General features: G+C 66.9%; 17 protein-coding genes. 8 read left to right on the top strand and 9 right to left on the bottom strand.

All coding sequences use genetic code 11. The features are described 5' to 3' along the window. Nucleotides 1–488: 488 nt before the first annotated feature. Both HPY83_14180 and HPY83_14175 read right to left on the bottom strand, forming a co-directional pair. Nucleotides 489–743, bottom strand: a complete 255-nt coding sequence (locus HPY83_14180) for a GIY-YIG nuclease family protein (GenBank protein NPV09099.1) — start codon at nt 741–743, stop codon at nt 489–491. 540 nt (nt 744–1,283) lie between these two features. After that, nucleotides 1,284–2,627, bottom strand: coding sequence for a hypothetical protein (locus HPY83_14175; protein NPV09098.1), 1,344 nt, complete (start codon nt 2,625–2,627; stop codon nt 1,284–1,286). A gap of 327 nt (nt 2,628–2,954) precedes the next feature. Between HPY83_14175 and HPY83_14170 the strand changes: the two genes are divergently transcribed. From HPY83_14170 to HPY83_14155, 4 genes are all read left to right on the top strand, one after another. Beyond that, on the top strand, nt 2,955–3,362 hold the full coding sequence (locus HPY83_14170) for a hypothetical protein (GenBank protein NPV09097.1): 408 nt from the start codon (nt 2,955–2,957) through the stop codon (nt 3,360–3,362). Nucleotides 3,363–3,643: 281 nt separating this feature from the next. Next, nucleotides 3,644–3,928, top strand: a complete 285-nt coding sequence (locus tag HPY83_14165) for a type II toxin-antitoxin system prevent-host-death family antitoxin (GenBank protein NPV09096.1) — start codon at nt 3,644–3,646, stop codon at nt 3,926–3,928. Beyond that, the gene (locus tag HPY83_14160) at nt 3,925–4,389 is read left to right on the top strand and encodes a type II toxin-antitoxin system VapC family toxin (protein NPV09095.1); all 465 of its coding nucleotides are present in this window, start codon (nt 3,925–3,927) and stop codon (nt 4,387–4,389) included. Before HPY83_14165 ends, HPY83_14160 begins: the two co-directional genes overlap by 4 nt. Nucleotides 4,390–4,437: 48 nt before the next feature. Continuing rightward, nucleotides 4,438–4,908 (top strand): nucleotidyltransferase domain-containing protein, encoded by a 471-nt coding sequence (locus tag HPY83_14155; protein ID NPV09094.1) that lies wholly within the window; start codon nt 4,438–4,440, stop codon nt 4,906–4,908. On the opposite strand, the gene HPY83_14150 is transcribed toward HPY83_14155, so the two are convergent. The 4 genes from HPY83_14150 to HPY83_14135 form a co-directional block, all read right to left on the bottom strand. Then, nucleotides 4,797–7,157 carry a DUF3604 domain-containing protein gene (locus tag HPY83_14150; GenBank protein NPV09093.1) on the bottom strand — a complete coding sequence of 787 codons (2,361 nt, stop codon included), beginning with the start codon at nt 7,155–7,157 and terminating at the stop codon, nt 4,797–4,799. The genes HPY83_14155 and HPY83_14150 overlap by 112 nt on opposite strands. Nucleotides 7,158–7,318: 161 nt before the next feature. After that, the gene (locus HPY83_14145; protein NPV09092.1) at nt 7,319–8,272 is read right to left on the bottom strand and encodes a carbohydrate ABC transporter permease; all 954 of its coding nucleotides are present in this window, start codon (nt 8,270–8,272) and stop codon (nt 7,319–7,321) included. Continuing rightward, complete coding sequence (locus HPY83_14140) at nt 8,269–9,231, bottom strand: sugar ABC transporter permease (GenBank protein ID NPV09091.1); 963 nt, start codon at nt 9,229–9,231, stop codon at nt 8,269–8,271. Before HPY83_14140 ends, HPY83_14145 begins: the two co-directional genes overlap by 4 nt. Before the next feature lie 129 nt (nt 9,232–9,360). Further along, nucleotides 9,361–10,728 (bottom strand): extracellular solute-binding protein, encoded by a 1,368-nt coding sequence (locus HPY83_14135; GenBank protein NPV09090.1) that lies wholly within the window; start codon nt 10,726–10,728, stop codon nt 9,361–9,363. 321 nt (nt 10,729–11,049) lie between these two features. Between HPY83_14135 and HPY83_14130 the strand changes: the two genes are divergently transcribed. Next, nucleotides 11,050–13,932, top strand: a complete 2,883-nt coding sequence (locus tag HPY83_14130; protein NPV09089.1) for an AAA family ATPase — start codon at nt 11,050–11,052, stop codon at nt 13,930–13,932. A gap of 546 nt (nt 13,933–14,478) precedes the next feature. On the opposite strand, the gene HPY83_14125 is transcribed toward HPY83_14130, so the two are convergent. Further along, nucleotides 14,479–14,949, bottom strand: a complete 471-nt coding sequence (locus HPY83_14125; GenBank protein ID NPV09088.1) for a hypothetical protein — start codon at nt 14,947–14,949, stop codon at nt 14,479–14,481. A gap of 273 nt (nt 14,950–15,222) precedes the next feature. Between HPY83_14125 and HPY83_14120 the strand changes: the two genes are divergently transcribed. Continuing rightward, nucleotides 15,223–16,224 (top strand): Gfo/Idh/MocA family oxidoreductase, encoded by a 1,002-nt coding sequence (locus HPY83_14120; protein ID NPV09087.1) that lies wholly within the window; start codon nt 15,223–15,225, stop codon nt 16,222–16,224. 167 nt (nt 16,225–16,391) lie between these two features. Beyond that, nucleotides 16,392–17,756: a sulfatase-like hydrolase/transferase gene (locus HPY83_14115; GenBank protein NPV09086.1), complete on the top strand. Its 1,365-nt coding sequence runs from the start codon at nt 16,392–16,394 to the stop codon at nt 17,754–17,756. A gap of 367 nt (nt 17,757–18,123) precedes the next feature. On the opposite strand, the gene sucD is transcribed toward HPY83_14115, so the two are convergent. Together sucD and sucC are read right to left on the bottom strand one after the other, a co-directional pair. Further along, nucleotides 18,124–19,002: a succinate--CoA ligase subunit alpha gene (sucD, locus tag HPY83_14110; GenBank protein ID NPV09085.1), complete on the bottom strand. Its 879-nt coding sequence runs from the start codon at nt 19,000–19,002 to the stop codon at nt 18,124–18,126. Next, on the bottom strand, nt 18,999–20,108 hold the full coding sequence (gene sucC, locus HPY83_14105; protein NPV09084.1) for a succinate--CoA ligase subunit beta: 1,110 nt from the start codon (nt 20,106–20,108) through the stop codon (nt 18,999–19,001). The genes sucD and sucC overlap by 4 nt, the downstream gene beginning before the upstream one ends. A gap of 194 nt (nt 20,109–20,302) precedes the next feature. On the opposite strand from sucC, the gene HPY83_14100 reads away from it, so the two are divergent. After that, nucleotides 20,303–22,242 (top strand): hypothetical protein (locus HPY83_14100; GenBank protein NPV09083.1); only part of this gene is annotated, 1,940 nt, incomplete at its 3' end.

The following is a 22,242-nucleotide window of genomic DNA, read 5'->3' as shown; positions in this document are numbered from 1 at the left end:
CGCTCGGAATGACAAGAGAGGCAGTGCGGAATGACAAGAGACGCAGTGCGGAACGACAAGAGAGGCAGTGCGGAATGACAGGAGAGGCAGTGCGGAATGACAAGAGAGGCAGTGCGGAATGACAAGAGAGGCAGTGCGCAACGACAAGAGAAGGGGCGCGGAACGGTAGGAGAGCGCATCCGGCGTTGCAGCAGAGCGAACTCGGGAGGGCAAGAGAAGGCACGACAGCGGCACCGGCGACCCAAACGTCACCAAGATCGCAGCAGAGCCGACTCCGGAGGGCAAGAGAAGGAGCTCTGAGTAGCGGAGCGAGATACAGAAGGGAGACCAGATGGCCCAACGATGAGAGCAGGCAAGAGGGCCCGAACGATGTCAAGACGCGGCAGCTACCATCAGCGGGACTCCCTGCCAGAGCTGTTCTGGGGACGGCACGCAGGGACGCACTTACGCCCGGGCTGCCTACTCCCCCTAGTGCCGCTGACACCACGTCAAGGTGCAGCTAAGTCCTCCCAATCGGGATTGGCTGACTCGATCAGCGCCAGCTTTTTGCTTCGCCTCCAACCCTTGATCCTCTTCTCGCAGGCTATGGCCTCGTGCACGTCCTGGAACTCCTGGTACCACACCAATCTGGTCGTATGGTACTTCGCGCTGAAGCCAGGCATCATTCTGGCCTTGTGCTCGGTGACCCGGCGCTGCAGATCGTTTGTCACGCCCACGTAGAGCGTACGCGACCAGCTCGCCATCAGGTAGACGTAGTAGGTGCGTGGGCCCATTCCGGTCTGCCCCTCCACTGATTCTGCCAACCCCCCGGGGCTGCCCCCTACCACGCTCGAGCTTCCCCCGTGGTCCTGAGTGCCCCCTCCTGCCCTCCCGAGGCCCCCACAGTGTCATTCCGAGTGCAACCGCACAGTGTTATTCCGAGCGTAGCCCCTCAGCGTCATTCCGAGCACAACCCCTCAGCGTCATTCCGAGCGTAGCCCCTCAGCGTCATTCCGAGCACAACCCCTCAGTGTCATTCCGAGTGTAGCCCCTCAGTGTCATTCCGAGTGTAGCCCCTCAGTGTCATTCCGAGCACAACCCCTCAGTGTCATTCCGAGCGTAGCGAGGAATCTCCCCCTCCCAAACGTAGGAGATTCCTCGCTACGCTCGGAATGACAACGACAGCAGGTCCGAGTGTCCGGCGGCATCCGGCCCCGGAATCGTGAAAGAGCGGTGACCAGGTTACCGTGCATGCCCGCCAACACGACCACGCTCAGCACAGCCACCACACTGCCCGCTCGGCGTCAGTCACTCAGCCGCCCCAGCGCCCGCAGCGCCGCCGCAATCATGTCCCCCTCGGTGCCCTCAGCGGCCTTGGCCGAACGGGCCAGGCGGGACTCGTAGCTGCCCTCCCGCAGGGCCTTGTCGGTGGGGCAGTAGCCGATGTAGTCGTTAGCCAGCTCCACCGTCATGGTCTTCGCGAAGGGCGACTGCTCCTTGATCTGGAGGCCGTACTCCACGAAGATCTCGCCCGGCAAGCCCACGATTCCCAGGTCGCCCACTCGCAGGGCCATGACAGGAGTGGGACGCTCGAGGGGCTCCTCGGCCACCAGGAGCGTCTCCCGGGCGTAGATCCAGTCGCCGAACTCCTTCGACTCGGCGTCCGGCATCTCCTTGGCGGCATCGGGGCTCTCCGCCTTGAGCAGGGCGCGGGCCGCGGCCAGCTCTGCCTCGCTGGGCTGGCGGCGTCGGAAGGTCATGCTCTCGGTGGCAGCGCCCAGAGGGACATCATCGCGGTAGTCGAAGTCACGCAGTCCCTGCCAGGCGCCGTAGGCGGCCGCGGCCACCACGTTTGCCACCCGGTCGATCTGGAAGTACGGGTGGGGCATGTCGGGCCGGGGCCGGGTGAAGTCGCAGTTGTTGATGTCGCCGCAGAATCCGTTGGCCATGATGCCCACCAGGTCGGCGCCGGCCATCCGCTGGAGAGCACGGTCAAAGTAGCCGAAGTAGTCGGCGGAGATGGCGGTGGGGTGGGCGCTGCCCACGTAGTGCAGGGAGTAGTTGGCCAGGATGGCGATGGGCCGGCGCTGCCGGTCGCGCAAGGCCAGGACCAGCACCTCGGGGTCGGTGGGGCCAGCGGGGCGGACCATGTCCGGGTTCTGGTAGCCCGGGTTCATACGCACAGTGCCGTCCTTCATGTGCCAGCGGCGGTTGAACGTCTCACCGGGGCAGGTGGCCGCTGCCACCCCAGCTTCGGCCTCGACCAAGCGCTCCTGGGCCATCTTCACCGAGTCGGCCGCCCGAACCATGGCCGTTTCCATGTAGGCCTCGTCCCGAGGCGTCCCCAGGGCGCCGACACTGGCGGGGCCGGTGTGGGTGTGGGTGCAGGAGACGAAGATGTGGTCCTCCGGAATGCCGGTGAGGGCCGAAGCCCGCTCCTTGAGGACCACAATGTCTTCCTTGAGGAGGGCGATCAGGTCGCACACGACCAGGGCGACGCTGGCCTCGCCGTTGTCCAGCACGATGGCCTTGGCGTAGAGGTCGTCGTGGATGTCGGTAGCGAGGCGGTCGGAGAAGTAGCCGCACATGTGGGTGCCCACGGTTGGGGTGATGCAGCTGCGGGCGGCGCCCGCCTTCAATTGTGGCATGGTGACCCCCCAGAACTCGGAACCCCTGGCGGGCCCGAGAGCATTCGTTACAGTGTGTGAAGAATAGGGTCGACTAGCGGCCTGTCAAGTGCGGCGCACAGCCACACTGCGCCCGCCACCGACGCGGCCGCAGCGGTGGCGGGTGTGAGCATCCGGCCTGCCTTGACCCTAGGAAGCTGGGAACTAGAATGCCGGTGCAGGCCCACCGGATCTGGTCGCGGGCGAGATGCGGCCCGAATCCAGATCTCGCCCTTCGTCGCTCCGTCAGCGGCCCGTCACGGACGAGCTCCTTCCAGGGCCCCGCACGGACCGGAAAGGATGAAGCCCGTGCTCAGGATCGCTGCCGCCGTGTTGCTAGGGCTGCATGGTCTGGTACACCTGCTGTACTTAGGGCAGAGCCAGAGGCTCTTCCAGTTGCAGCCCGGGATGGTCTGGCCCGACGGCTCCTGGGCGTTCTCGAGACTGGCCGGAGAGGACGGGACCAGGCTGCTTGCCAGCGTCTTCTGCGTCGCAGCCGCCATCGGCTTCGTGGCCAGCGGCACAGGGCTGCTCGCGAGGCAGTCCTGGTGGCGCCCTACGGTCGTGGGCTCGGCCGTGCTCTCGGCAGCGATGGTGCTGCTCTTCTGGAACGGTCGAATGGAGAGGCTGAGTGACCAGGGCGGGATCGCCCCGATTATCCATGTGGCGATCCTGATCGCGGTGCTCGTGCTGCAGTGGCCGGAGTCGGTGCTCTAGGCCGGGGCCGCTCCTCCACGCGAGGACTACCTGACCGCTCATCAGTCGAAGTCACTGCGGGCTCTGCTCCGGTCTACCCCACCCCGACCCACACCGGGCTGGACCAGGCCAGGTTCCCCTACGCCGCAGCGCTGTTGTGGGGCAGGACGGCCGTCTCGCCCTCGAGACGTGCGCGGAGGTGGTAGGAGTGCGTGCCCGCAGAGGCTTCTTGGTTGGCCCGTGCTTGGACGAGATGCCTACATACGGGTACAATGTAGGCACATGCGGCGCATGGAGGCCAGGTGGTAGAGGAGAGAGTAGGCGCTCGCGAGTTGAAGGCGCGGCTGGGGCGCTATCTGCGGATGGTCCGCGAGGGCAGCAGCATAGTCATCACCGACCGGGGCAAGCCCATCGGACGTATCGTGCCCTTCGCGGGAACGCGCGCTTCTCACCAGGAGTGGGCACGGGAGCTGGCCGACATGGGTCTAGTGGAATGGAGCGGTGAGGTACTGGAGCCCATGGAGCCCCCCGCCCGGCTCCGGGGCGACAAGACAGTAGCTGAGCTCCTGGTCGAGGATAGGGAGTGATCCGGTACTACGACGCCAGCGCTCTGGTGAAGCGCTATGTCCTGGAGCCGGGAGCAGCCGACGTGGGGGCGCTCATGGCCGCCGACGGCTCCCCGATCACCGGCGCCGCTAGCGGCGCCGAGGTGCCCGCCGCCCTCGCCAAGGCGACGCGCTTGGGCAGCGTGAGCCTGGAGGACGCCCGGGCCGCCCTCCAGGCCTTCCTGCACGAGTGGGAGCGCTACGAGCGCATCCCTCTGGACGGGCGCCTGGGAAGGGAGGCGGGGGAACTGGCCTGGCGGCACGGCCTCAGAGGCTTCGATGCCGTGCACCTAGCCGCCGCCATCCGGGCCGGACAGCTTCACGGCGAGAGCGTCACCCTGGTCACCTACGACCATCGGCTGGCAGAAGCGGCCAAAGCCGCCGGCCTGGAGGTGTATCCAGGTTCTCCATGGGCCGGACGGGGCGGTGAAGGCGCCCGCTGAGGGCCTTCGGCCTGCCATGACCCGGAGGCGAGACGCTAGAATGCACCTATGGCTGCGTTGAGAGGCAGACCGGGATCCCGCGATCCGAAGTCAAGTGGAGAGGAGCGGCGGCTACGCGAGATGGTGCGGCGCCTGGTTGAGGCGTACCGGCCGGACCGCGTGTATCTGTTCGGCTCCCGCGCGAGAGGCGACTCCGGTCCCGACAGTGACTACGACGTTCTAGTCGTGGTGCCGGATGACGCGCCGCCCGAGCGAGGGCGCAGTCGTCTGGCCTACCAGGTGCTGTGGGACGTAGGCGTCGCAGCGGACGTTCTAGTGTGGACTCGGTCCGCCCTCGAAAGCCGGCTGCACCTACGTGCCTCCCTCCCGGCGGCGGTGGCGAAGGAAGGCAGCGTGCTGTATTCGACTTACCCCACGCGCACCCACACCGGGCTGGACCAGGCCAGGTTCCCCTCCGCCGGAGCGCTGTTGTGCGGGAGCACGGGCGTTTCGCCCTCGAGACGTACGCGGAGGTGGTAGTAGTGCGTCCCGGGCGCAGCGTGCTCGTCCACCCAGTCCAGCGATAGCTGTCGCCGCTCATTCGCCGCCGCGGAGTGGATTGGCGCTCCGTCGCGGAAGATGTCGACCGCGACCAGGTCGCGCGGAGACTCCACCTCAACCACAACCCGTGGCCTCTGGGCGGACTGGGCCTCGTTACTCCAGCCTCCCCAGCCGTGGCTTATCGGCGCCGGCTCCACCAACGACCCCTCCTCGCCCATGAGGAACCCGGAGACACCGAACCGGATGGCCACGCGCGAGCCGGTGGTGGCGTAGTTGCGCCGGGCCCGGAGGGCCTCGAAGATGGCCGCAGGCGTGAGTTCCTCCGCCCATACCCCCACCAGCCCGCCCCCGTGACCGGGAACGTAGCGATGCCCGTCGCTGCTGCCGGCGAAGCCAATCCGGTGCCCTGCCGCCAGGTGTACCATCACCTCGCTCAGGTCGGGCGTGTGCACCTGCCAGCCGGAGCAGACCTCCACGTTGCGGTCGAACGCCTCGCAGATGACGCTCCAGGACTTGTGGTGGGCGTGAGCCAGGGCATCGGTGCCACAGAGCGAGCGCACGAAGGAGTCCACGTCCCGGCCGGAGGGCTCTACCCGGCGGAAGACCTGGCCGCCGGGCCCCTGGTAGAGGACGATACGGTGGTTCCAGCGGTCGGTGGGCGGCCCGTGGAAGGTCCACTCGAAGCCGGGAAAGGCCAGGAACCGGCCCGCCTGAGTGAAGCGGGCCGCGACGGACTGTATCTCCTGCCACATGCCGGCGGTGAGGATGTTGTTGGGGTACCAGTCGTTGTCGGCCAGGGCGCAGAAGTCTAGCCCGGCCACGTCGCGAGCATAGGTCAGGAGTTCGTCCAGTTCCCCCTCGGCGTCGGGAGACTGGAAGCTGTGGCAGTGCAAGTCACCCCAGAACAGCTGCAGTCGCCGGCCCTGGTGCTCGACAGTGGGGCGGGCCTCGGTGGCGACCGCCTCCCTCGGAGGCAACGGCCTCCACCGGTGCCAGGTCTCCAGGAGCCAGCTCTGGTGTACCTCGTCCTCCGCCAACCCCACCGGGCTCGCCAGGATGTCGCCGTGGGCCACCGGCGAGTGCTTCCTGGGATCACCCTTATAGGCGATCCAGATGTGGCCATCCTCGGCGGTAGCATCCGGGCTCACCTGGTAGCACACACCGCCCCGGTGAAGCTCGACTGCAGCGCCCCAGCCGCGGTCGGCGTAGCGCCGAGCACATAGGACACCCCAGTTGGCAGTGTCGAAGTCCTCGCGGAGCTTGCGCTCCCACAGGAGCCAGACCCCGCCCTGGTGGGCCACCAGCATGGGATGACGCCGCCGGCCGTAGTAGCCCATGTAGCTTCGGTCGGCCAGTAGACCTTGCGCCAGCGACTCGACTACCCCGGGCACCGGACCCATCACTCGGGGATCGCCCATCGGTTCCCAGACCCCGCTTTGATACGAGGCGAAGGCCAGCCAGGGCCAGTGATCCACGACGCCGTGCTCGTCCCTTACCCTCTGGGACACCAGCCAGGCCAGGTAGGGGCGCCCGGCCGCGTCACAGGCAAGCCAGGGCAGGAGCTGCCACTCCTCCCCTCGGCTGACCTGCTGGGGCCGCTCCCACGCACCATTGCGGCGGCGACAGGCGTACACCTGGTAGCCGTGCTCCTCGGTGTAGGCATCCCAGGCCAGCCAGGCGGTTCCATCCGGTGCTGCTGCCAAAGACGGACGATAGAGTGGATCGCCGCTTTCTACCACGGTCACAGGGGTCTCCCAGCCCCCTTCGCGCAGGCGGGCGCAGCGCAAGGCATAGGGGCGGACCTCGGGTTCGCCCGCAGTCACAGCGGCCACCAGGACGGAGCCCGTCGGCTCCACCGCGGCGGCGAAGCCGTGCACGTCGCCGGCGTCCGGGCAGAGGGTGATGTCCTCCTGCCAAAGGCCGTCCCTAAGCCGGCGGGTAAGGACGCACCAGCGCCCGCCAGCGAAAGACCGCCACAAGAACAGCGGCCCCTCGGGGGTGGCCACCGCCGCCGGGTTGATGTACTGGCCCGGCGCCAGGCTCACCGGATGCGTGCTCCCCGGCCCCGTCTGGTCCCAGGAGCGAGCTACGACGTTGTCGGCGCCCTCCAAGTGGGATATCCAGGCCACCCAGAAACGACCCTGAAGATCGCGGCAAGCTCCCAGTTCCCGCGAAGCACACTCGATCCCGATCTGCTCTTCCTGGGTCATGCGGTGCGGTTCGGCCAAGTTGCTGTGCTCCCTCATCTGGTGACTGCGCCCTCAGTAGGAATCAGCGGGCGCAGGCGAAAGGGGCGAACACAAGGCGGGCGAACACAAGGTTCGCCCCTACGTTCCTTGCCTCTTCTCTCCGCCTTCTCCGCCAACCGCGCGGTTGCGTGGCGTTCGCTTCATCCCTTGAGCCCAGAGAAGACGATACCCTGGATGAAATAGCGCTGGAAGAATAGGTACACCAGTAGGCAGGGGAGCATGATCATGGTGGAATAGGCCATGAGTTGTTCCCAGTTGGTGGTGTACTGCAGCCGGAACGCGATCACTCCCAGGGCCAGGGTCCACTTGTCGGTGCTGTTGAGGTAGATCAGCGGCCCCACGAAGTCATTCCAATGTCCCATGAAGGAGAAGATGCCCACCGCCCCCAGCGCCGGCTGCGCCAAGGGGAGCATGATCTTCCACCAGATGGTGAGGGGGTTGGCCCCGTCCATGATAGCTGCCTCGTCCAGCTCCACCGGAATGGTGAGAAAGAACTGGCGCAGGAGGAAAATGTAGAACGCAGCCCCGAAGAAGGCGGGAACGATCAGTGGCTTGAGCGTGTTTACCCAGCCGATCTTGTTGAACAGCAGAAACACAGGGATCATGGTGACCTGGTAAGGGAGCATCATGGTGGCGATGAGGACAGCGAATAATGGCTCTCGCAGGCGCCAGCGGAGGCGAGCAAAGGAGTAGGCTACCAGGGCCGAACTGAGCACGTGCCCCACCAGAGAGAAGCCAGTGATCACCAGGGTGTTCTTCAGGTACGTGGGAGTCGGCACCACCGTCCAGGCCTTGACGTAGTTCTGGAACTCTACTGGGTCAGGTATCCACACCGGGGGTTGCACCCAGACCTGCGGCGGTGTCTTGAGCGACGTGGACACCATCCAGGCAAACGGCAGCACGAATGTGATACTGCCCGCCACCAGAGCCACTAAGAGAAGCGTGCGCCATGCCACCCTGATGAGTACCGGGACCCGGAGCCGCCCCTCCCGCCAGATCCCCAGTCGCTGGCCGCTCCAGCTCAGCGATCTCTGCACGCGGCCACCTCCGATCTGTGCGCCTACGTCTCTCGATGCAGCAGTAGGCTGGCTCATACCGCCACCTGCCTGCCGGCCGCCGGACCGGCCTCGTAGTACACCCAGCGCCCGGCCATTCGGAACTGAATCACCGTCAGCACTGAGATGACGAAGAACAGCACCCAGGCGAGGGCGGAAGCGTAACCCATGCGGAAGTAGCTGAAGGCGTTCCAGAATAGATACAGAACGTAGAAGAGGGTGGAATTGGCCGGTCCCCCCGCCGTCATGACATAGGCGGCGGTGAAGACCTGGAACGATCCGATCACGCCCATGACGCTATTGAAAAAGATGCTGGGCGTGATGAGAGGAATAGTTATGTGTCGGATGCGTCTGAGCCACCCTGATCCGTCCACCTCAGCAGCTTCGTAGAGCTCCTGGGGAACGCCCTGCAGGCCAGCGAGGAAAATCACCATCTGCGGGCCGATCCCCCACATGCTCATGAGCACAAGCGCTGGCTTGGACCAGTGTGGGTCCATGAGCCAGGCTGGGCCATTGATGCCGAACCAAGATAGGAAAGTGTTGATGAGTCCGATGGTAGGGTCAAACAGCCAGAGCCAGAGCATGGAGGCCGCCACACCAGAGACGACAGAAGGCATGTAGTAGGCGGTACGCAACAGATTCTGGCCCGGAAGACCCTGGTTCAGGAGCACGGCGATGAACAGAGCCAGCACCAGGCGTAGGGGGACGCTCAGAACGGTGTAGTAGAGGGTGTTGTTGAAGGACAGCCAGAAGTGCTTGTCCTCGAAGAGCATGCGCCGGTAGTTCCCCAGGCCGATCCAGACAGGGGGGCGTATGGCGTCGTAGTTGGTAAAGCCGAAGTACAGCGAAGCTAAGAAAGGGCCCAGAGTGAATAGCAGGAACCCAACGATCCAGGGCGAAGCCAGGCCAAGCCCCCACGCCTCGCTCTTGATGGCCTTCCATCTGGTCGCCGGTAGTGTGCGGTGATCAGTGGCAGCCCGTGCCGGTGCCAACGCCATCCCGTTCCCTCCTTGCGCAATGCGCGGGAGCTGATGCCCGATCGGTAGCACGTGACGCGCGGCGTCTTGTCTGGCCGCGCGTCACGTGTTGCGCACCACGCGTCGCGTTGCCAATCCGCAGCTAGATTCCTACCAGGTGTGCGACCAGCCCATCGCTTCCAGCTCTTTGTCCCACTCAGCTGCCGCATCCGTCAGTGCCTGTTCCGCGGTCTTGACCCCCAGGCAGGCAGCTTCGCACTCCGACAGAAGGATCTTGCGCCGCAGGAGCGAGGCCTTGGGAACCGTCGGGTAGGTCAGGCCAAACTCGTCGAGGTTCTGGGTAACCTTCTTGACGTCCTCTCGCTTGCAGTACTCAGCGACCTCGAGCACGCCTCGACGAGTGGGTGGGAAGCCACCCCAGGCCTCCTGGGCTACCACCATAGCGTCCACCGACGCCTGCAGGGTCATGTAGCGCCAGGCCGCATCGGGGTGCTTGCAGGTCTTGCTGATGGCATCCCAATCGGTGCTCACCAGGGCGACCCGCTTCTGCTTTATCGGCGGCTTAGGCACGGCCACGAAGTCGATCTTGTCCGGAGCGTAGGTGATGACGTTCTTGCCGTGCAGGCCCGGGTGGCCGTAGGCAATCACTTCCAGCCCTATGGCGAAGTAGGGAATCTCCATAGACTCGAGGGGAGCCATTCCAGCGGGCGCTACCTTGGCCCGGCGCTCAGCCATCCACTCCAGAGCCCAGATCCCCTCTTCACTCACGAAGTTCGACCTGCCGTCCTTGAACAGGCTACCCCCGGCCGAATAGAGCAGTCCTGTCCACTCCATCTCATCGTGGCCGGTGGAGGAGCCCTTGCGGACGATCTTGTTCCCCTCAAACTTGGTCAGGGCGACGGCTGCCTGCATGTAGTCGTCCCAATCCCAGTCATCGGAGATCGAGACTCCCTCCTCATCGGTGATGTCGCTCCGGTAGCACCAGTGCCGGGGGCCACCCAGCATGGGGATGCCCCACTGCTTTCCCTCCCAGACGATACCCTGCCAGGAGGCCTCGTAGAAGTCCTCGTGCTCGGGCCACTGGGCTACGTAGTCGTCCACCGGGATGATGTAGTCCCCCTCGACATAGGACGCGGGGCCGCCCGAACCCCCTCGGACGATGTCGGGCATCGTTCCGGCAGCGCGGGAGGTCAGCAACTTCTCATTCAGAGTGCCCCAGTCGATCGGAATGTAGACTACCTCGGAGACAGGGAACTCCTCCTGGATCCGCGGCTCCAGGTTCTCCTTGGCCCAGTCGATGAATTCCTGAGGATAGTCCACCAGCAGCTCGATCTTGAACTGCTCTCCCTTTGGCCCTGCTGCGGTCTCCTCCACCGGCTCCGCCGTCGCACCGGGCTCCGGCTCCGTCGCCGGGGCCGGAGTACCACAAGAAGCGATCAGCGAAGCCCCCAGCGCACCGGTGAGCCCGGCAGCGAAGGCCTGTAGCACCGTACGTCTCGTGAGTCTGCGATTCTCCATGGCTTCCTCCTCAAGGACGGGATGGAGACAAGGCGAACCAGGAATGCCGTGGCGGTACTCCCATTGTAAGAGGGATTCTGTACGTAGTTTAATAAGGTATAGGGAGTTGGGTGTCAAGGGGCATATGACTTCGGCCCGGGCGTTGCAGGGCTGAGCCACAGCGCCTAAGTCACCACAGTCGCTTATTCGCCCCCTCACACACGTTCGGCCCTTCCTGCAAGATAGAGAGCGGCGCTTGCCTTTGCCACCAGCCGGAGTAGCATTCCAGACGAGATCGGGCCAACGTCACGCTGCCTCGCAACCCAGCCCCGGGAGGTCACTATGCCGCCGATCGCCGTGCGGCTGTTCGGCTACCCTACTATCGAGGCCGGTTCTGCTCCAGCGCCGGTGGCGAGGCAGCGCACCCTGGCGCTCCTGGCCTATCTGGCAGCGACCGCCACCGAAGTGGGACGAGACCGGCTGGCCGCCCTTCTCTGGCCCGACTACGACCGGGACCAGGCTCGGGCCTACCTGCGCCACTCGCTCTGGGAGCTGCGCCGTGCCCTGGGCGAGCCGCACCTCCACGTAGACCGACGGACCGTGAGGATGGACACTGCCCAGGTCTCGGTGGACGTCGTCGAGTTCCGCCGCCTGATCAGGCAGTGGCGGTCCGACGCCGGCAAGCCTGAGGAGACGCTGGGCCTGCTGGAGGAAGCAGCGAACCTCTACCGGGCCGACTTCCTCGCCGGCCTCAGCCTCGCCGGCAGCGAGGAGTTCGACGATTGGCAGTTGCTGGAAGCCGAAGCCCTGCGCCGGGAGCTCCTGCAGGCGCTGGAAGCCCTGGCCCGGGTCGCCTTGTCCCGAGGCGAGCATGGCCGTGCGCTGTCCGCTGCCCTCCGCTGGCTTCAGGTAGATCCCCTGGACGAGCGGGCGCACCGCTCCGCCATGGCCGCTTACCTCGCCTCCGGTCAGCGGTCTCTTGCTCTTCGCCAGTACCAGCTGTGCGCCCAGGTGCTGCAGCGAGAGCTGGATGCCGAACCCGAGCCGGCCACCCAAGCCCTCTACCAGCAGATCCTGTCTGCCACCGCCCCATCTGCACCGGTCGAGCCGGTCCCGGTGGCCGAACCGGCTCGGGCCAGGCCATTCTCCCCACCGCCGCCGCCGGTCACGCCTCTGGTGGGCCGGGAGAGGGAGATGGCCGAGATCGCCCGCCTGCTGGCCGATCCGGACTGTCACCTTCTCACCCTGCTGGGTCAGGGAGGAGTGGGCAAGACACGCCTTGCCCTCGAGGCCGCCCATGAGATGAGCGAGCGTTTCCGAGACGGAGCGGTGGTGGTGCCATTGGAGAGCCTTCCCGGCGCCGACCACGTCGCCGGTGCCATCGCCAGCGCCACCCGAGTCCCGGGAGCTGCCGCGGTCGGCCCGACCGCCGAGGCCGATGAGGTCACCCGTCTCCTGGAGCACCTGCGGACGCGGGAGGCGCTGGTGGTTCTGGACGGCATGGAACACCTTCTGGACAGCGCCCCCCTGCTGGAGCGGCTGACCGCCTCGGCGCCCCAGGTGAAGGTGCTTGTTACTTCGCGCGAGCGCCTGAACCTGATGTCTGAGTGGGTGCTGGAGGTCCGCGGGCTGGCCTGTCCACCCAGCCCGGAAGCACCGGAGCACTACGCCGCTTGCCGCCTCTTCCTCGGCGCCGCCAGGAGGAACGTGGCCGGCTATCTGCCCACGCCAGATCAGTGGCCGGCCATTGTGCGGGTCTGTCGCCTGGTTGAGGGGCTGCCCCTGGGCCTGGAGATGGCGGCAGCCTGGGTGCGCGCCCTGCCGGTGGAGGACATAGCCGCCGAGCTGGAGCGCAATCTGGATTTTCCCTCTAGGGTCTGGCGGGGCGCGCCCGAACGCCATCGTAGCCTGCGGGCGGTGTTCGAGCAGTCCTGGAGCCTCCTGCTGCCGAAGGAACAGCAGGCGCTGGCGCGGCTATCGGTGTTCCGAGCAGGCTTCACCCGCGAGGCAGCGGATGCCATCGCCGCGGCGGGCCCCGCCATGCTGATGATGCTGGTGGACAAGTCGCTCCTGAGCTACGCCGACGGCGGCCGCTACCATCTGCATGCCGTCGTCAAGCAGTATGCCGCCGAGAAGCTGGCCCTGAGCCCGGACGATGAGAGGCAAGCACGAGGGCAGCACTGCCGCTACTGCCTGGAGATGCTGCGCCAGGTCGGCGCGGGGCTAATGGCCGGCGGCGAGGATACCCCCCTAGCCTTGCTGCAAGCTGAGGTGCCCGACCTCGAGGCGGCCTGGGACCACGCCGTGGCGAACCGAGGCTGGGAGCTGGTGCGCGGCGCCGCTGCGGCCTGGGCCCTGTTCCACGAGATGCTGGGGCGGCCGGAGGAGGGCCTTAGGAGTTTCAGCGCCGCCATGGAGCCGGCCAGGAAGGAGCTGAGTGAGCGCCCCGGCGAGGAGCCGGCGGCACTCCTGGCCCTCCTGCTCGCAGTGACCGGGAGGTTTCGGGCCGTCCTGTCATACCCTAGGGAGCAGGTGTCAGAGGTGAGGGCGCAGAGTCTGTCGCTGGCCCAAGAGCTTCCGGATGGCAGAGAGGTGGCCTTCGCCCTCCTGGTGAATAGCGTGGGCGCCGAACCGTCGCCCGCGGCTGCCCTGGAATCGTGCCGCCGCAGCCAGGGCATCTTCCGGGCCTCCGGCGATCGCTGGGCCGAGGCTCTGGCGAGGTTGGTGTGGGCCGACGCAGCTAACCTCGGCCTGCACGACTACGAAGCCGCCTGGGTGGGGTACGAGACGGCCCTGGCGATCTTCTCCGACCTAGGCCACCACTGGGGCCAAGCCCTCTGCCACAACGGGATGGCCATCGTCGCCACTGCCCGCGGGCTCCACCACGAGGCCGCGCACCTGGGGCGCGAGGCGCTGGCCATCTTCGAGCAACGGGGCGATCTCAGGCGGATGGTGGAGACGCGTCTTCTGCTGGCCCAGGCCGGCTGGGCCAGCGGCAGGCCACTCGCCGCCAGGCAGGACGTGGAGGCCGCTCTCACCGCCGCCGAGCGCTCCGGGTATGCCCCCGCGGTCACGTGGCTGCTATCCCATGCTGCGTCGCTGGCGGCCTCCCACGGGCAGCATGGTCAGGCGCGAGAGTGGCTGGAGCGCAGTGTGACGCGGGCACGGGCCTCCGGCGACGGGCACGCCGAGGCAGTGGCGAAGCAGGCACTGGCGCGACTGTAGCTGCCCTCTAGCGATTCCGCCATGCCAGCGAAGTGATGGGGGCCCACCACCGTCATGACAACGCGGGGGCCGTGTGCCGGCCCCCGCGGGCTTTGAGGAGGAACGAGGGGGAAGGCCGGCACCCGACCGGACGGCCCCCAGTGACGGGTCCACCGCAGCCGTCCCGGACGTTGCCGGCCCAGGGGTCATAGTGCTCTGACGTGGAGGATCCAGCCCACGGCCAGGCCCACCAGCCCTGTCAGGCCACCCAGCGCACCGGGATGTTGTCGGTCCGGCGTGTCTTGTCGCCCGCTGCCCGCCAGCTGCGCCAGCCGTTCCATCGTTCTGCCCTCAGTCCCGCGTCCTCTTGCTCCCTCACGGTACCAATGCTCGATCCCGAATGCCCACATGGAGACTCCCTCCTTCGCCACTACTACGCTTACGGGAGCCATAGTACTGACCTCTCGTCTCCAGACCGTCTCGCGAGCGTGGGCAGAGCCGTTCCTCCTGAGCTCGCAGCCGGCCGGGCCCATGGGATCAGATCGGCCTGGGGCGTGCTCTCCCGGCTCAGCCTTCCAACGGGTAGTACAGATCGAGGAGGAGCTCCTGACTGCCGTCGGCGGCGGTCACGGTCAGCTGCTCCTCCAGCCACTGATGGGAGCCGCGCCGGAAGGCCGACGCCTCCACCCACTGGTGCAGCTCCATCCAGGCATCCGAGATGTGGCTGCCGTCACCGGTGCCTAGGGGGATGAGCGTGGCCGCGTACAGGCCCCCGGCAAGGCGCTTCACCCCGATTTCGCCCTCGGGCTCCACCTCCTCATCCACGGTGAGGAGAAAGTCGTACCCGTAGATGGGGTCCCCGCCGGACGGGTTGGGGTTGTTGTGGCCGAAGATGCGGTAGGGCCTGGTGCCGTCCAGGAGGCCCTTGGCCTTGGCCCACTTCTCCATGATCTCCCAGGAAGCCTTCTCTGGCTCGGCCCCCACGGCGTGGGAATAGGCCACTCGCATGGGCTCCAGCCTCAGTATCCTAACCTGCATGGCGTCACCTCCGCGCTGAATGCTGCAGGAGACATTATGTGATCCCACCGTCTCCCCATCGTCTCAGAAAGGAGGCCCTAACAGGCCAGTCTCCGCCGGTCGTCAGCGGGTGCACGGTGACACGCCCCGCCCCGATCCCGTCGAATCCCCCCGCGGCCGAAGGGGCCCGGCCTCACCCTCGCTCGCCGCCGGTTGTCCTCTTGATTTCCCTGGGGCACAATCGGCCCACGCGGCTCGAGGTTCTGGCCGCGCGCAAGGGAGGAGAAGGCACCCATGGACAGGATTCGCCTGGGGCTCATCGGTTGCGGGGGCATGGCAAAGGCCCACGTGCAGCGGTTCGACCGGGTTCGCGATCGGATGGACCTGGTGGCGGCGGTGGATATTGACGAGGGCAAGGCCAGGGCCGTGGCCGAGCACTTCGAAGGAGCCGTCGCCGTCACCGATTACCGTAAGATTCTGGATGAGGTGGACGCGGTGCTGATCGTCCTGCCTCACCACCTGCACTACCCGGTGGGCATGGAGTGCCTGGAGGCGGGCAAGCACGTCCTCCTGGAGAAGCCCATGGCCAACAGCGAGCGAGAGTGCCTGGACCTGATCGAGGCGTCGGAGCGCAACCAGCGCACCCTCATGATCGCCTACTGCATGCGCTATCACCCCCTGGTGGTCCGCATGAAGCAACTGCTGGATGGCCGCGTATTTGGGGATGTATTCCAGGTGTCCATCTGGACGGAGCAACTGACCCAGTACTGGCCCGGCCATTGGGCCCTAAGCGCCAAGACCCTGGGCGGGGGACAGCTCTTCAGCCACGGCTGCCACTACATAGACATCCTCCTCTGGTACCTGGGCCGCCCCATTCAGGGCACCCACCTGGGAACCAACTTCGGCACCCCATGGATGGAGAAGGAGGGCACCAGCAACGTCTGCATCGAGTTCGAGGGCGGACGCCTGGGCTACCACTTTGGCACCTGGGGCGCGCGGGGTACCCGCCTGGGCTACTCTTTCCACGCCCACTGCACCGATGGCCTGCTGGAGGCCGACATCACTCACGGCAAGCTCACCTTCATCCACAAGGGCGAGGAAGAGCTCATCATGGAGGCGGAGCCCAACAAACACACCGAGAACGAGATGAAGCACTTCCTCGACTGCGTGGAGACCGGTCAGCGCCCCCTCACCGACGGCCCCGGCAGCCTCCAGGGCCTGCGCGTCATCTGGCGGCTGTACCGGGCCGAGGAGGAGGGAGTGGTGGCCAATCTGCGCGGCCTGGGGCTGGAGTAGGTTACAGGGAACAGGGAACAGGGTATAGGGTACAGGGAACAGGGTGCAGGTTGGAGGGATCAGATTCCAGGCCATGAGGTGAGTGCATGACGGCCGCTGAGACGCGGCGGATGCCGACCCTCCTACCCTGTAACCTGTAACCTATAACCTATCCTGAGGAGAGTGGAATGAACCATCGGCGCCCGGATCGGCCCAACGTCGTCTTCTTCTTCACCGACCAGCAGCGATGGGATACCACCGGGGTCCACGGCAACCCGCTGGGCCTGACCCCCAACTTCGACCGGATAGCTCGAGAGGGCACGCACCTGTACCACGCCTTCACCTGCCAACCAGTGTGCGCCCCGGCCCGGTCTTCTCTACAGACTGGCCTCTACGCCACCAACACCGGCGTCTTCCGCAACGGCATCGGCATGCGGGTGGGAGAGGACACCGTGGCCCGTCGCTTCAACGACGCCGGCTACCACACCGGCTACATCGGCAAGTGGCACCTGGCGGGCCGGGAGCACCCGGAGGCGGTGCCGGAGGAGCGGCGGGGCGGATTCCAGTACTGGCTGGGCTCGGAGCTGCTGGAGTTCACCTCTGAGCCCTACCGCACCGTCATGTATGACAACGACAATCGGCCGGTGCGGCTGCCCGGCTATCGAGTGGACGCCCTCACCGATGCCGCCATCCGCTACCTGGACGAGCACCAGCACGAGCCCTTCTTCCTCACCATCTCCTACCTGGAGCCCCATCACCAGAACCACGTGGACGACTACCCGCCTCCGGATGGCTACCGGGAGCGCTACACCGGCCGCTGGATCCCGCCCGACCTTCAGGCCCTGGGTGGCTCGGCGGCCCAGCACCTGGGCGGCTACTTCGGCATGGTCAAGCGGCTGGACGAGGCCTTCGGCCGACTGCTTGATGCCCTGAAGAGCCTGGACCTCAGCGACAATACCATTGTCCTCTTCACCTCGGACCACGGCAGCCACTTCAAGACCCGCAACGCCGAGTACAAACGCTCCTGCCACGACAGCGCCGTCCGCGTACCCACTTTGCTGACGGGGCCGGGCTTCCGGGGCGGCGGTCAGGTGCGGGAGATGGTCAGCCTGGTGGACCTGCCCCCCACCCTGCTGGACGCCGCCGGGCTGGAGGTGCCCGAGCGGATGCAGGGCCGCTCCATCATGCCCCTGCTGCGACGGGAAGCGGTGGACTGGCCGGAGGAGGTGTTCATCCAGATCAGCGAGGCTCAGGTGGGCCGGGCCGTCCGCACCAGGCGCTGGAAGTACTCCGTGGTAGCCCCCGACAAGGACCCCGGCCGCGATCCGGGCTCGGACCGTTACGTGGAGGACTGCCTGTACGACCTGGAGGCCGACCCCTACGAGCTCACCAACCTGATCCACATGGAGTCGCACCGGAAGGTGGCGGCGGTGATGCGGGAGCGCCTGCTGCGGCGGATGGTGGAAGCGGGGGAGGAGTGGCCGGAGATAGTGGAGGCGGAGGCGCGGCCAAGCGGCCAGCGACGGGTGAGCGAGGAAGAGGCGCTGCAGTAGGGGTGGGATTCACCGCAGACCTTCGTGTCTCTCTAGGGCACACCTGATACCATGAAAGGAGCGATTGCGCGGACCATACTGAGAGGTGGAGGTTCAGGGGTAGGGCGAGGCCGAGTGTCTGTGATGCTTTGAGCTCGTACCGGAGGCAGGTCACGTTGGCCCCTGATCAACAGGCGGCTTAGCGGGACTTCTCAGAGCAGAGACCGCCTGATCCACGGGCATCAGGCTCGACACCCGGGCGCAACACACCTTCGCGGGCTCCAGTCGCCAGCCGGCGCAGGCCGGCCTCGCATCTCTAGCACGCGGCTTCAGCCCGTGCCTCTGCCGGAGCCGACTGCGCGCCGCGCCGCGTCCGCCCCCCAGAGACTCACGCCCCCTCCCTCGTTCCGGCCTGTAGCAGCTCCGCCACCTGGGCCGGATGCTCCGCCACCTGCACCCCCGCCGCCCGCAGCGCTTCGATCTTCTCCTGCGCGCTGCTATCGGAGCGGTCCACTATCGCCCCGGGATGGCCGATGCGCTTGCGCGGAGGCGCCGTCAGGCCGGCGATGTAGGCCACCACCGGCTTGCTCATGTGGCTGCCGATGTACTCTGCCGCCAGCTGCTCCTCCATCCCCCCGATCTCCCCGATCAGCACCACCTCCTCGGTGTCGGGGTCATCGTTGAGCAGCTCTAGCAGCTCCACAAAGCCTGTGCCCACCACGTAGTCCCCGCCTATCCCCACTACGGTAGACTGCCCGAGGCGGAACCGGCTCAGCGCCGCCACGATCTCGTACGTCAGAGTGCTGCTGCGAGACAGCACCCCCACCGGGCCCGGAGTGTGAATGCTACCCGGCATGATGCCCAGCTTGGCCGCTCCGGGCACCACGATGCCAGGAGAGTTCGGCCCTATCAGGCGGGCGTTCCGCTCGGCCAGGAAGCGCCGCAACCGCACCACGTCATGCACCGGGATGCCCTCGGTCACGCTCACGATCAGCTTGATGCCGGAGAAGGCGGCCTCGTAAATGGCATCGGTCGCGAAGCGCGCCGGCACGAACGTCACCGATGCCTCCGCCTCCGTGGCCACCATGGCCTCCCGCACGCTATCGAACACCGGCACCCCGTGTACCCACTCCCCTCCACGGCCCGGCACCACCCCGGCAACCACCTTGGTGCCATAGTCGAGCATGCGCTGAGTGTGGAAACGCCCCTCGCGCCCGGTGATCCCCTGCACCAGTACCCTGGTCTCCGCGTCCAGAAGGATGCTCATGCCGCCTCCGCAGTAGCCACCGCCAGGCGCGCCCCCTCGTAGAGGTCCGAGACCAGTGTCACCGGAGCTCCGGCCAGCATCTGCCTCCCCTCGTGCTCGTTAGTGCCCGTGAGGCGCACGTAGATGGGCACCGGCGCCCCCGAGCACTGGATGGCGGCCAGGATGCCCGCCGCCACCTCGTCACACCGGGTGATCCCGCCGAAGATCGCCACCAGGATGGAGCGCAGCCGAGCATCGCGCAGCAGAATGTTCATGCCCGCAGCTACCCTCTGGGCCCGGGCCCCCCCGCCCACATCCAGAATGTTGGCCGATCGTCCTCCCAAGGCCTCGATGGCGTCGCTGGTGGCCATGGCCAGCCCGGCCCCGTTCACCAGCGAGCCCACGTTGCCGTCCAGCCCCACGTAGTAGAGGCCGTAGCGCCGGGCCTCGCTCTCCGCCGGGGTGAGCTCCTCCGCCTCCCGCAACTCCGCCAGCTCGGGGTGCCGGTAGAGGGCATTGTCGTCCAGGGTGATCTTGGAGTCCACCACTACCAGGTCCTCCACTGGGGTCAACGCCAGGGGGTTGAGCTCCACCCACAGAGCGTCGGTGGCAATTAGCGTATCCCACAAGGCCAGCCCCATCTGCACCATCCCCTCCGTAGCCCGCTGGGGAAGCCCCAAGGCAAAGGCCAACTCTCGCACCTGGAAGGGAAGCAGCCCAATGCCGTAGTCCAGGGCAATGGTGCGCGGGGGCTCGGTGAAGGGAGCTGCCTCGCTGGCGACGGTGAACTGGACCTCGCCGGTGGGCTGCAGCGCCAGGCCCATGTACATCTGCCGGCGGATGTCAATGGCGCGCTCTACCAACACCCGCCGGACGGGCAAGCCCCCAATGGCCAGGCTCATGATCTCCTGAGCCGCCAGTTCGGCTGCCTCGGGGCCCTCCGCTACCCTGATACCCCCCGCCCTCCCCCGACCAGGCGCCAGCACCTGAGCCTTCACCACCACCCGCCCCCGGAGTTGGGCCGCCACCTCGTGCGCCTCACCGGGGGTGTAGGCTACCCCACCCTCAGGCGTGGAGATGCCACGCTGAGACAGTATCCGCTTCGCCTGGTATTCGTGCAGTCTCATCGGTTCTCCCGCCCCGATTCTAACACTGCCCTACCGAAGTAGGTACAGCGCACATGACGCTGACAGGACGCTGGTCTACGCTGATCGAAAAGCATGGTTGCGAACAGATCAGCGAGAGTCAGTGTAGCATCAGCGTAATCAGCGTTCCATTCCTTGCGCTTGACACAGAGGCGATCTCGTTCTAGAACCCCGGCATGGCCGGCACGCTTCTCCCTGCCCCCTCGCTCGATGCTGCCCTGCACCACGCCATCTCCCGCGTGCGCACCGCCCGCAGAGACCGGCCCCTGTGGCCGGTACACGCCCTCCTCCCCGGCGATGACTCCGTCCTCCAGTGGCAGCGGCGCCTGGGTGACCACGCCGGGGTGCGCGCCTGGCAGTTCTATCGCTTGGCCGAGTGGATCGTAGACCGGGCGGCTGTCCCAGTAACCGAGATCAGCGGCCAGGCAGCCCTGGCCCTGGTCCGCCAGTTGCTGGCCCAGATGAAAGCCGGCGGCGAACTAACCACCTTTGCCGCCGTCGCCGGTTACCCAGGGTTTGCCCGCGTCGCCCTGGAGTGGCTGCGGGAGATGCGCACCCAGGAGATCTCCCCCGAACAGATGGAGGACCAGGCCCGCCGGAGCGGCTCCCACCGAGACGCGCAACTGGCGCTGCTCTACCGCCGCTACGACGACTTCCTCCAACAGCGACACTGCACCGACGCTGACGGGCTGCTGGCCACCGCCGCCGGGCTGGTCGAGCAGCAGCCTGGCCTGGCGGGGGACATCGGCCTTCTTCTGGTCCTCGGGTTCGACCAGTTCAGCCCGGTCCAGTTGCGGCTGCTGAGGAACCTGGCGTCGGCCATAGGCGACGTGTCCGTCTACCTCACCTGGGACGAGGACCGCCCCTCGGATAGCCGCGCCCTGTCCCGCCTGGCCCGCACCCGCCAGGCCCTGCTGGAGTTCGCTACCCTCAGCTCCGAGCCAGTCCTGGAGCCCCCCGGGGTAGTGCAGTCCCTGCGCCATGTCCGGCGGTTCCTCTTGGAACCAGACGCCCATCCCGGGGCCGTGAACCTCGAGGCCGGTCCACCCGTGTGGCGAGCGATCGCCGCCCCCTCCCGCGAGGCGGAGGTGCGCCTGGCCCTGCGCGCCATCAAACGGTTGCTCCTGGACGGGGCCGATCCTGGGGCGGTGGCCCTGCTGGCCCCTTCCCCCGACCGCTACGCCAACTGCGTGGCCGCGGTGGCGCGGGAGTACGGGGTGCTGGTGCCGGTGGCGCGCGCCCTGGCCGAGTGCCCCCCTATCCGCGCCCTGCTGAACCTCCTCCTGCTCCCGTTCGACTTCCCCCGGCGGGAGACCTTCGACGCCTTGCGCTCGCCCTACGTCTGCCAGTCCTCGCTGTCCTCAGAGCAGATCGCCCTGCTCGACCGGCTCACCCGGGAACGCCCGGTGGTGGCCGGGCGGAACCAGTGGCTGCGGGCCCTGGATCCACCCCTCTCCCGCCCGGAAGACCCTGAGGACGAGGACAGGCTGTACCTGCCCCTCTACGCCACGCTCCCGCCGGAGCAACTTCAGGCCATCCGCGAGGGTCTGATCGCCTTCTTCGATACCACTTGTCCGCCGCGCACAGCCACTGCGGAGGGTTACGTCATCTGGCTCCAGGAAAGAGTCCTGGGCCTGAGGCCCGATGGGGAGAGCGAGGAGCCGGAGCCGGCAGGAGGACCGGGTGTGGTCCCGCTCATCGCTTGCCCACCCGATGGCCGAGACTGCGAGCAGGAGGCATTGGGGCAGCTGCTGCGGGCTCTCCGCGACTTACTCGACGAGGCCACCCTCCTGGGCACGCACGAGGACGAGGTGGAGTGGTCTGAGTTCCGCCGTGCCCTGGTCGAGCGCCTCCGAGCCACGGCTTGGCAGACGGGAGGCACGGACGGGGTGCGCTTCGGGCCTCTGGAGGCCGGCAGGGCGGTGGTCGTGGACCACCTCTTCGTCCTGGGCCTGAGCGAGGGCGAGTTCCCGGCGCCTCCGCCGCCCGATCCCCTCTATCACTCCGAGGAGCTCCAGGCCCACCCTCTACCCCTGCGCCGTCCCTACCCTGAAGACGATGCCTGCCTGTGGTGGCAGGTCCTGGGAGCGGTGCGCTGCTCCGTCACCCTGCTCCG

Source organism: Anaerolineae bacterium, from assembly GCA_013178015.1.
GTDB lineage: Bacteria > Chloroflexota > Anaerolineae > DRVO01 > DRVO01 > Ch71.
This window is presented reverse-complemented; position numbering and strand designations above follow the sequence as displayed.

Bases quoted from the DNA above. Each gene is read 5' to 3' on its own strand.
- HPY83_14180 (NPV09099.1), bottom strand. From the start codon at position 743: ATGGCGAGCTGGTCGCGTACGCTCTACGTGGGCGTGACAAACGATCTG.
- HPY83_14175 (NPV09098.1), bottom strand. From the start codon at position 2,627: ATGCCACAATTGAAGGCGGGCGCCGCCCGCAGCTGCATCACCCCAACC.
- HPY83_14155 (NPV09094.1), top strand. From the start codon at position 4,438: ATGGCTGCGTTGAGAGGCAGACCGGGATCCCGCGATCCGAAGTCAAGT.
- HPY83_14145 (NPV09092.1), bottom strand. From the start codon at position 8,272: ATGAGCCAGCCTACTGCTGCATCGAGAGACGTAGGCGCACAGATCGGA.
- HPY83_14140 (NPV09091.1), bottom strand. From the start codon at position 9,231: ATGGCGTTGGCACCGGCACGGGCTGCCACTGATCACCGCACACTACCG.
- HPY83_14135 (NPV09090.1), bottom strand. From the start codon at position 10,728: ATGGAGAATCGCAGACTCACGAGACGTACGGTGCTACAGGCCTTCGCT.
- HPY83_14130 (NPV09089.1), top strand. From the start codon at position 11,050: ATGCCGCCGATCGCCGTGCGGCTGTTCGGCTACCCTACTATCGAGGCC.
- HPY83_14125 (NPV09088.1), bottom strand. From the start codon at position 14,949: ATGCAGGTTAGGATACTGAGGCTGGAGCCCATGCGAGTGGCCTATTCC.
- HPY83_14120 (NPV09087.1), top strand. From the start codon at position 15,223: ATGGACAGGATTCGCCTGGGGCTCATCGGTTGCGGGGGCATGGCAAAG.
- HPY83_14115 (NPV09086.1), top strand. From the start codon at position 16,392: ATGAACCATCGGCGCCCGGATCGGCCCAACGTCGTCTTCTTCTTCACC.
- sucD (NPV09085.1), bottom strand. From the start codon at position 19,002: ATGAGCATCCTTCTGGACGCGGAGACCAGGGTACTGGTGCAGGGGATC.
- sucC (NPV09084.1), bottom strand. From the start codon at position 20,108: ATGAGACTGCACGAATACCAGGCGAAGCGGATACTGTCTCAGCGTGGC.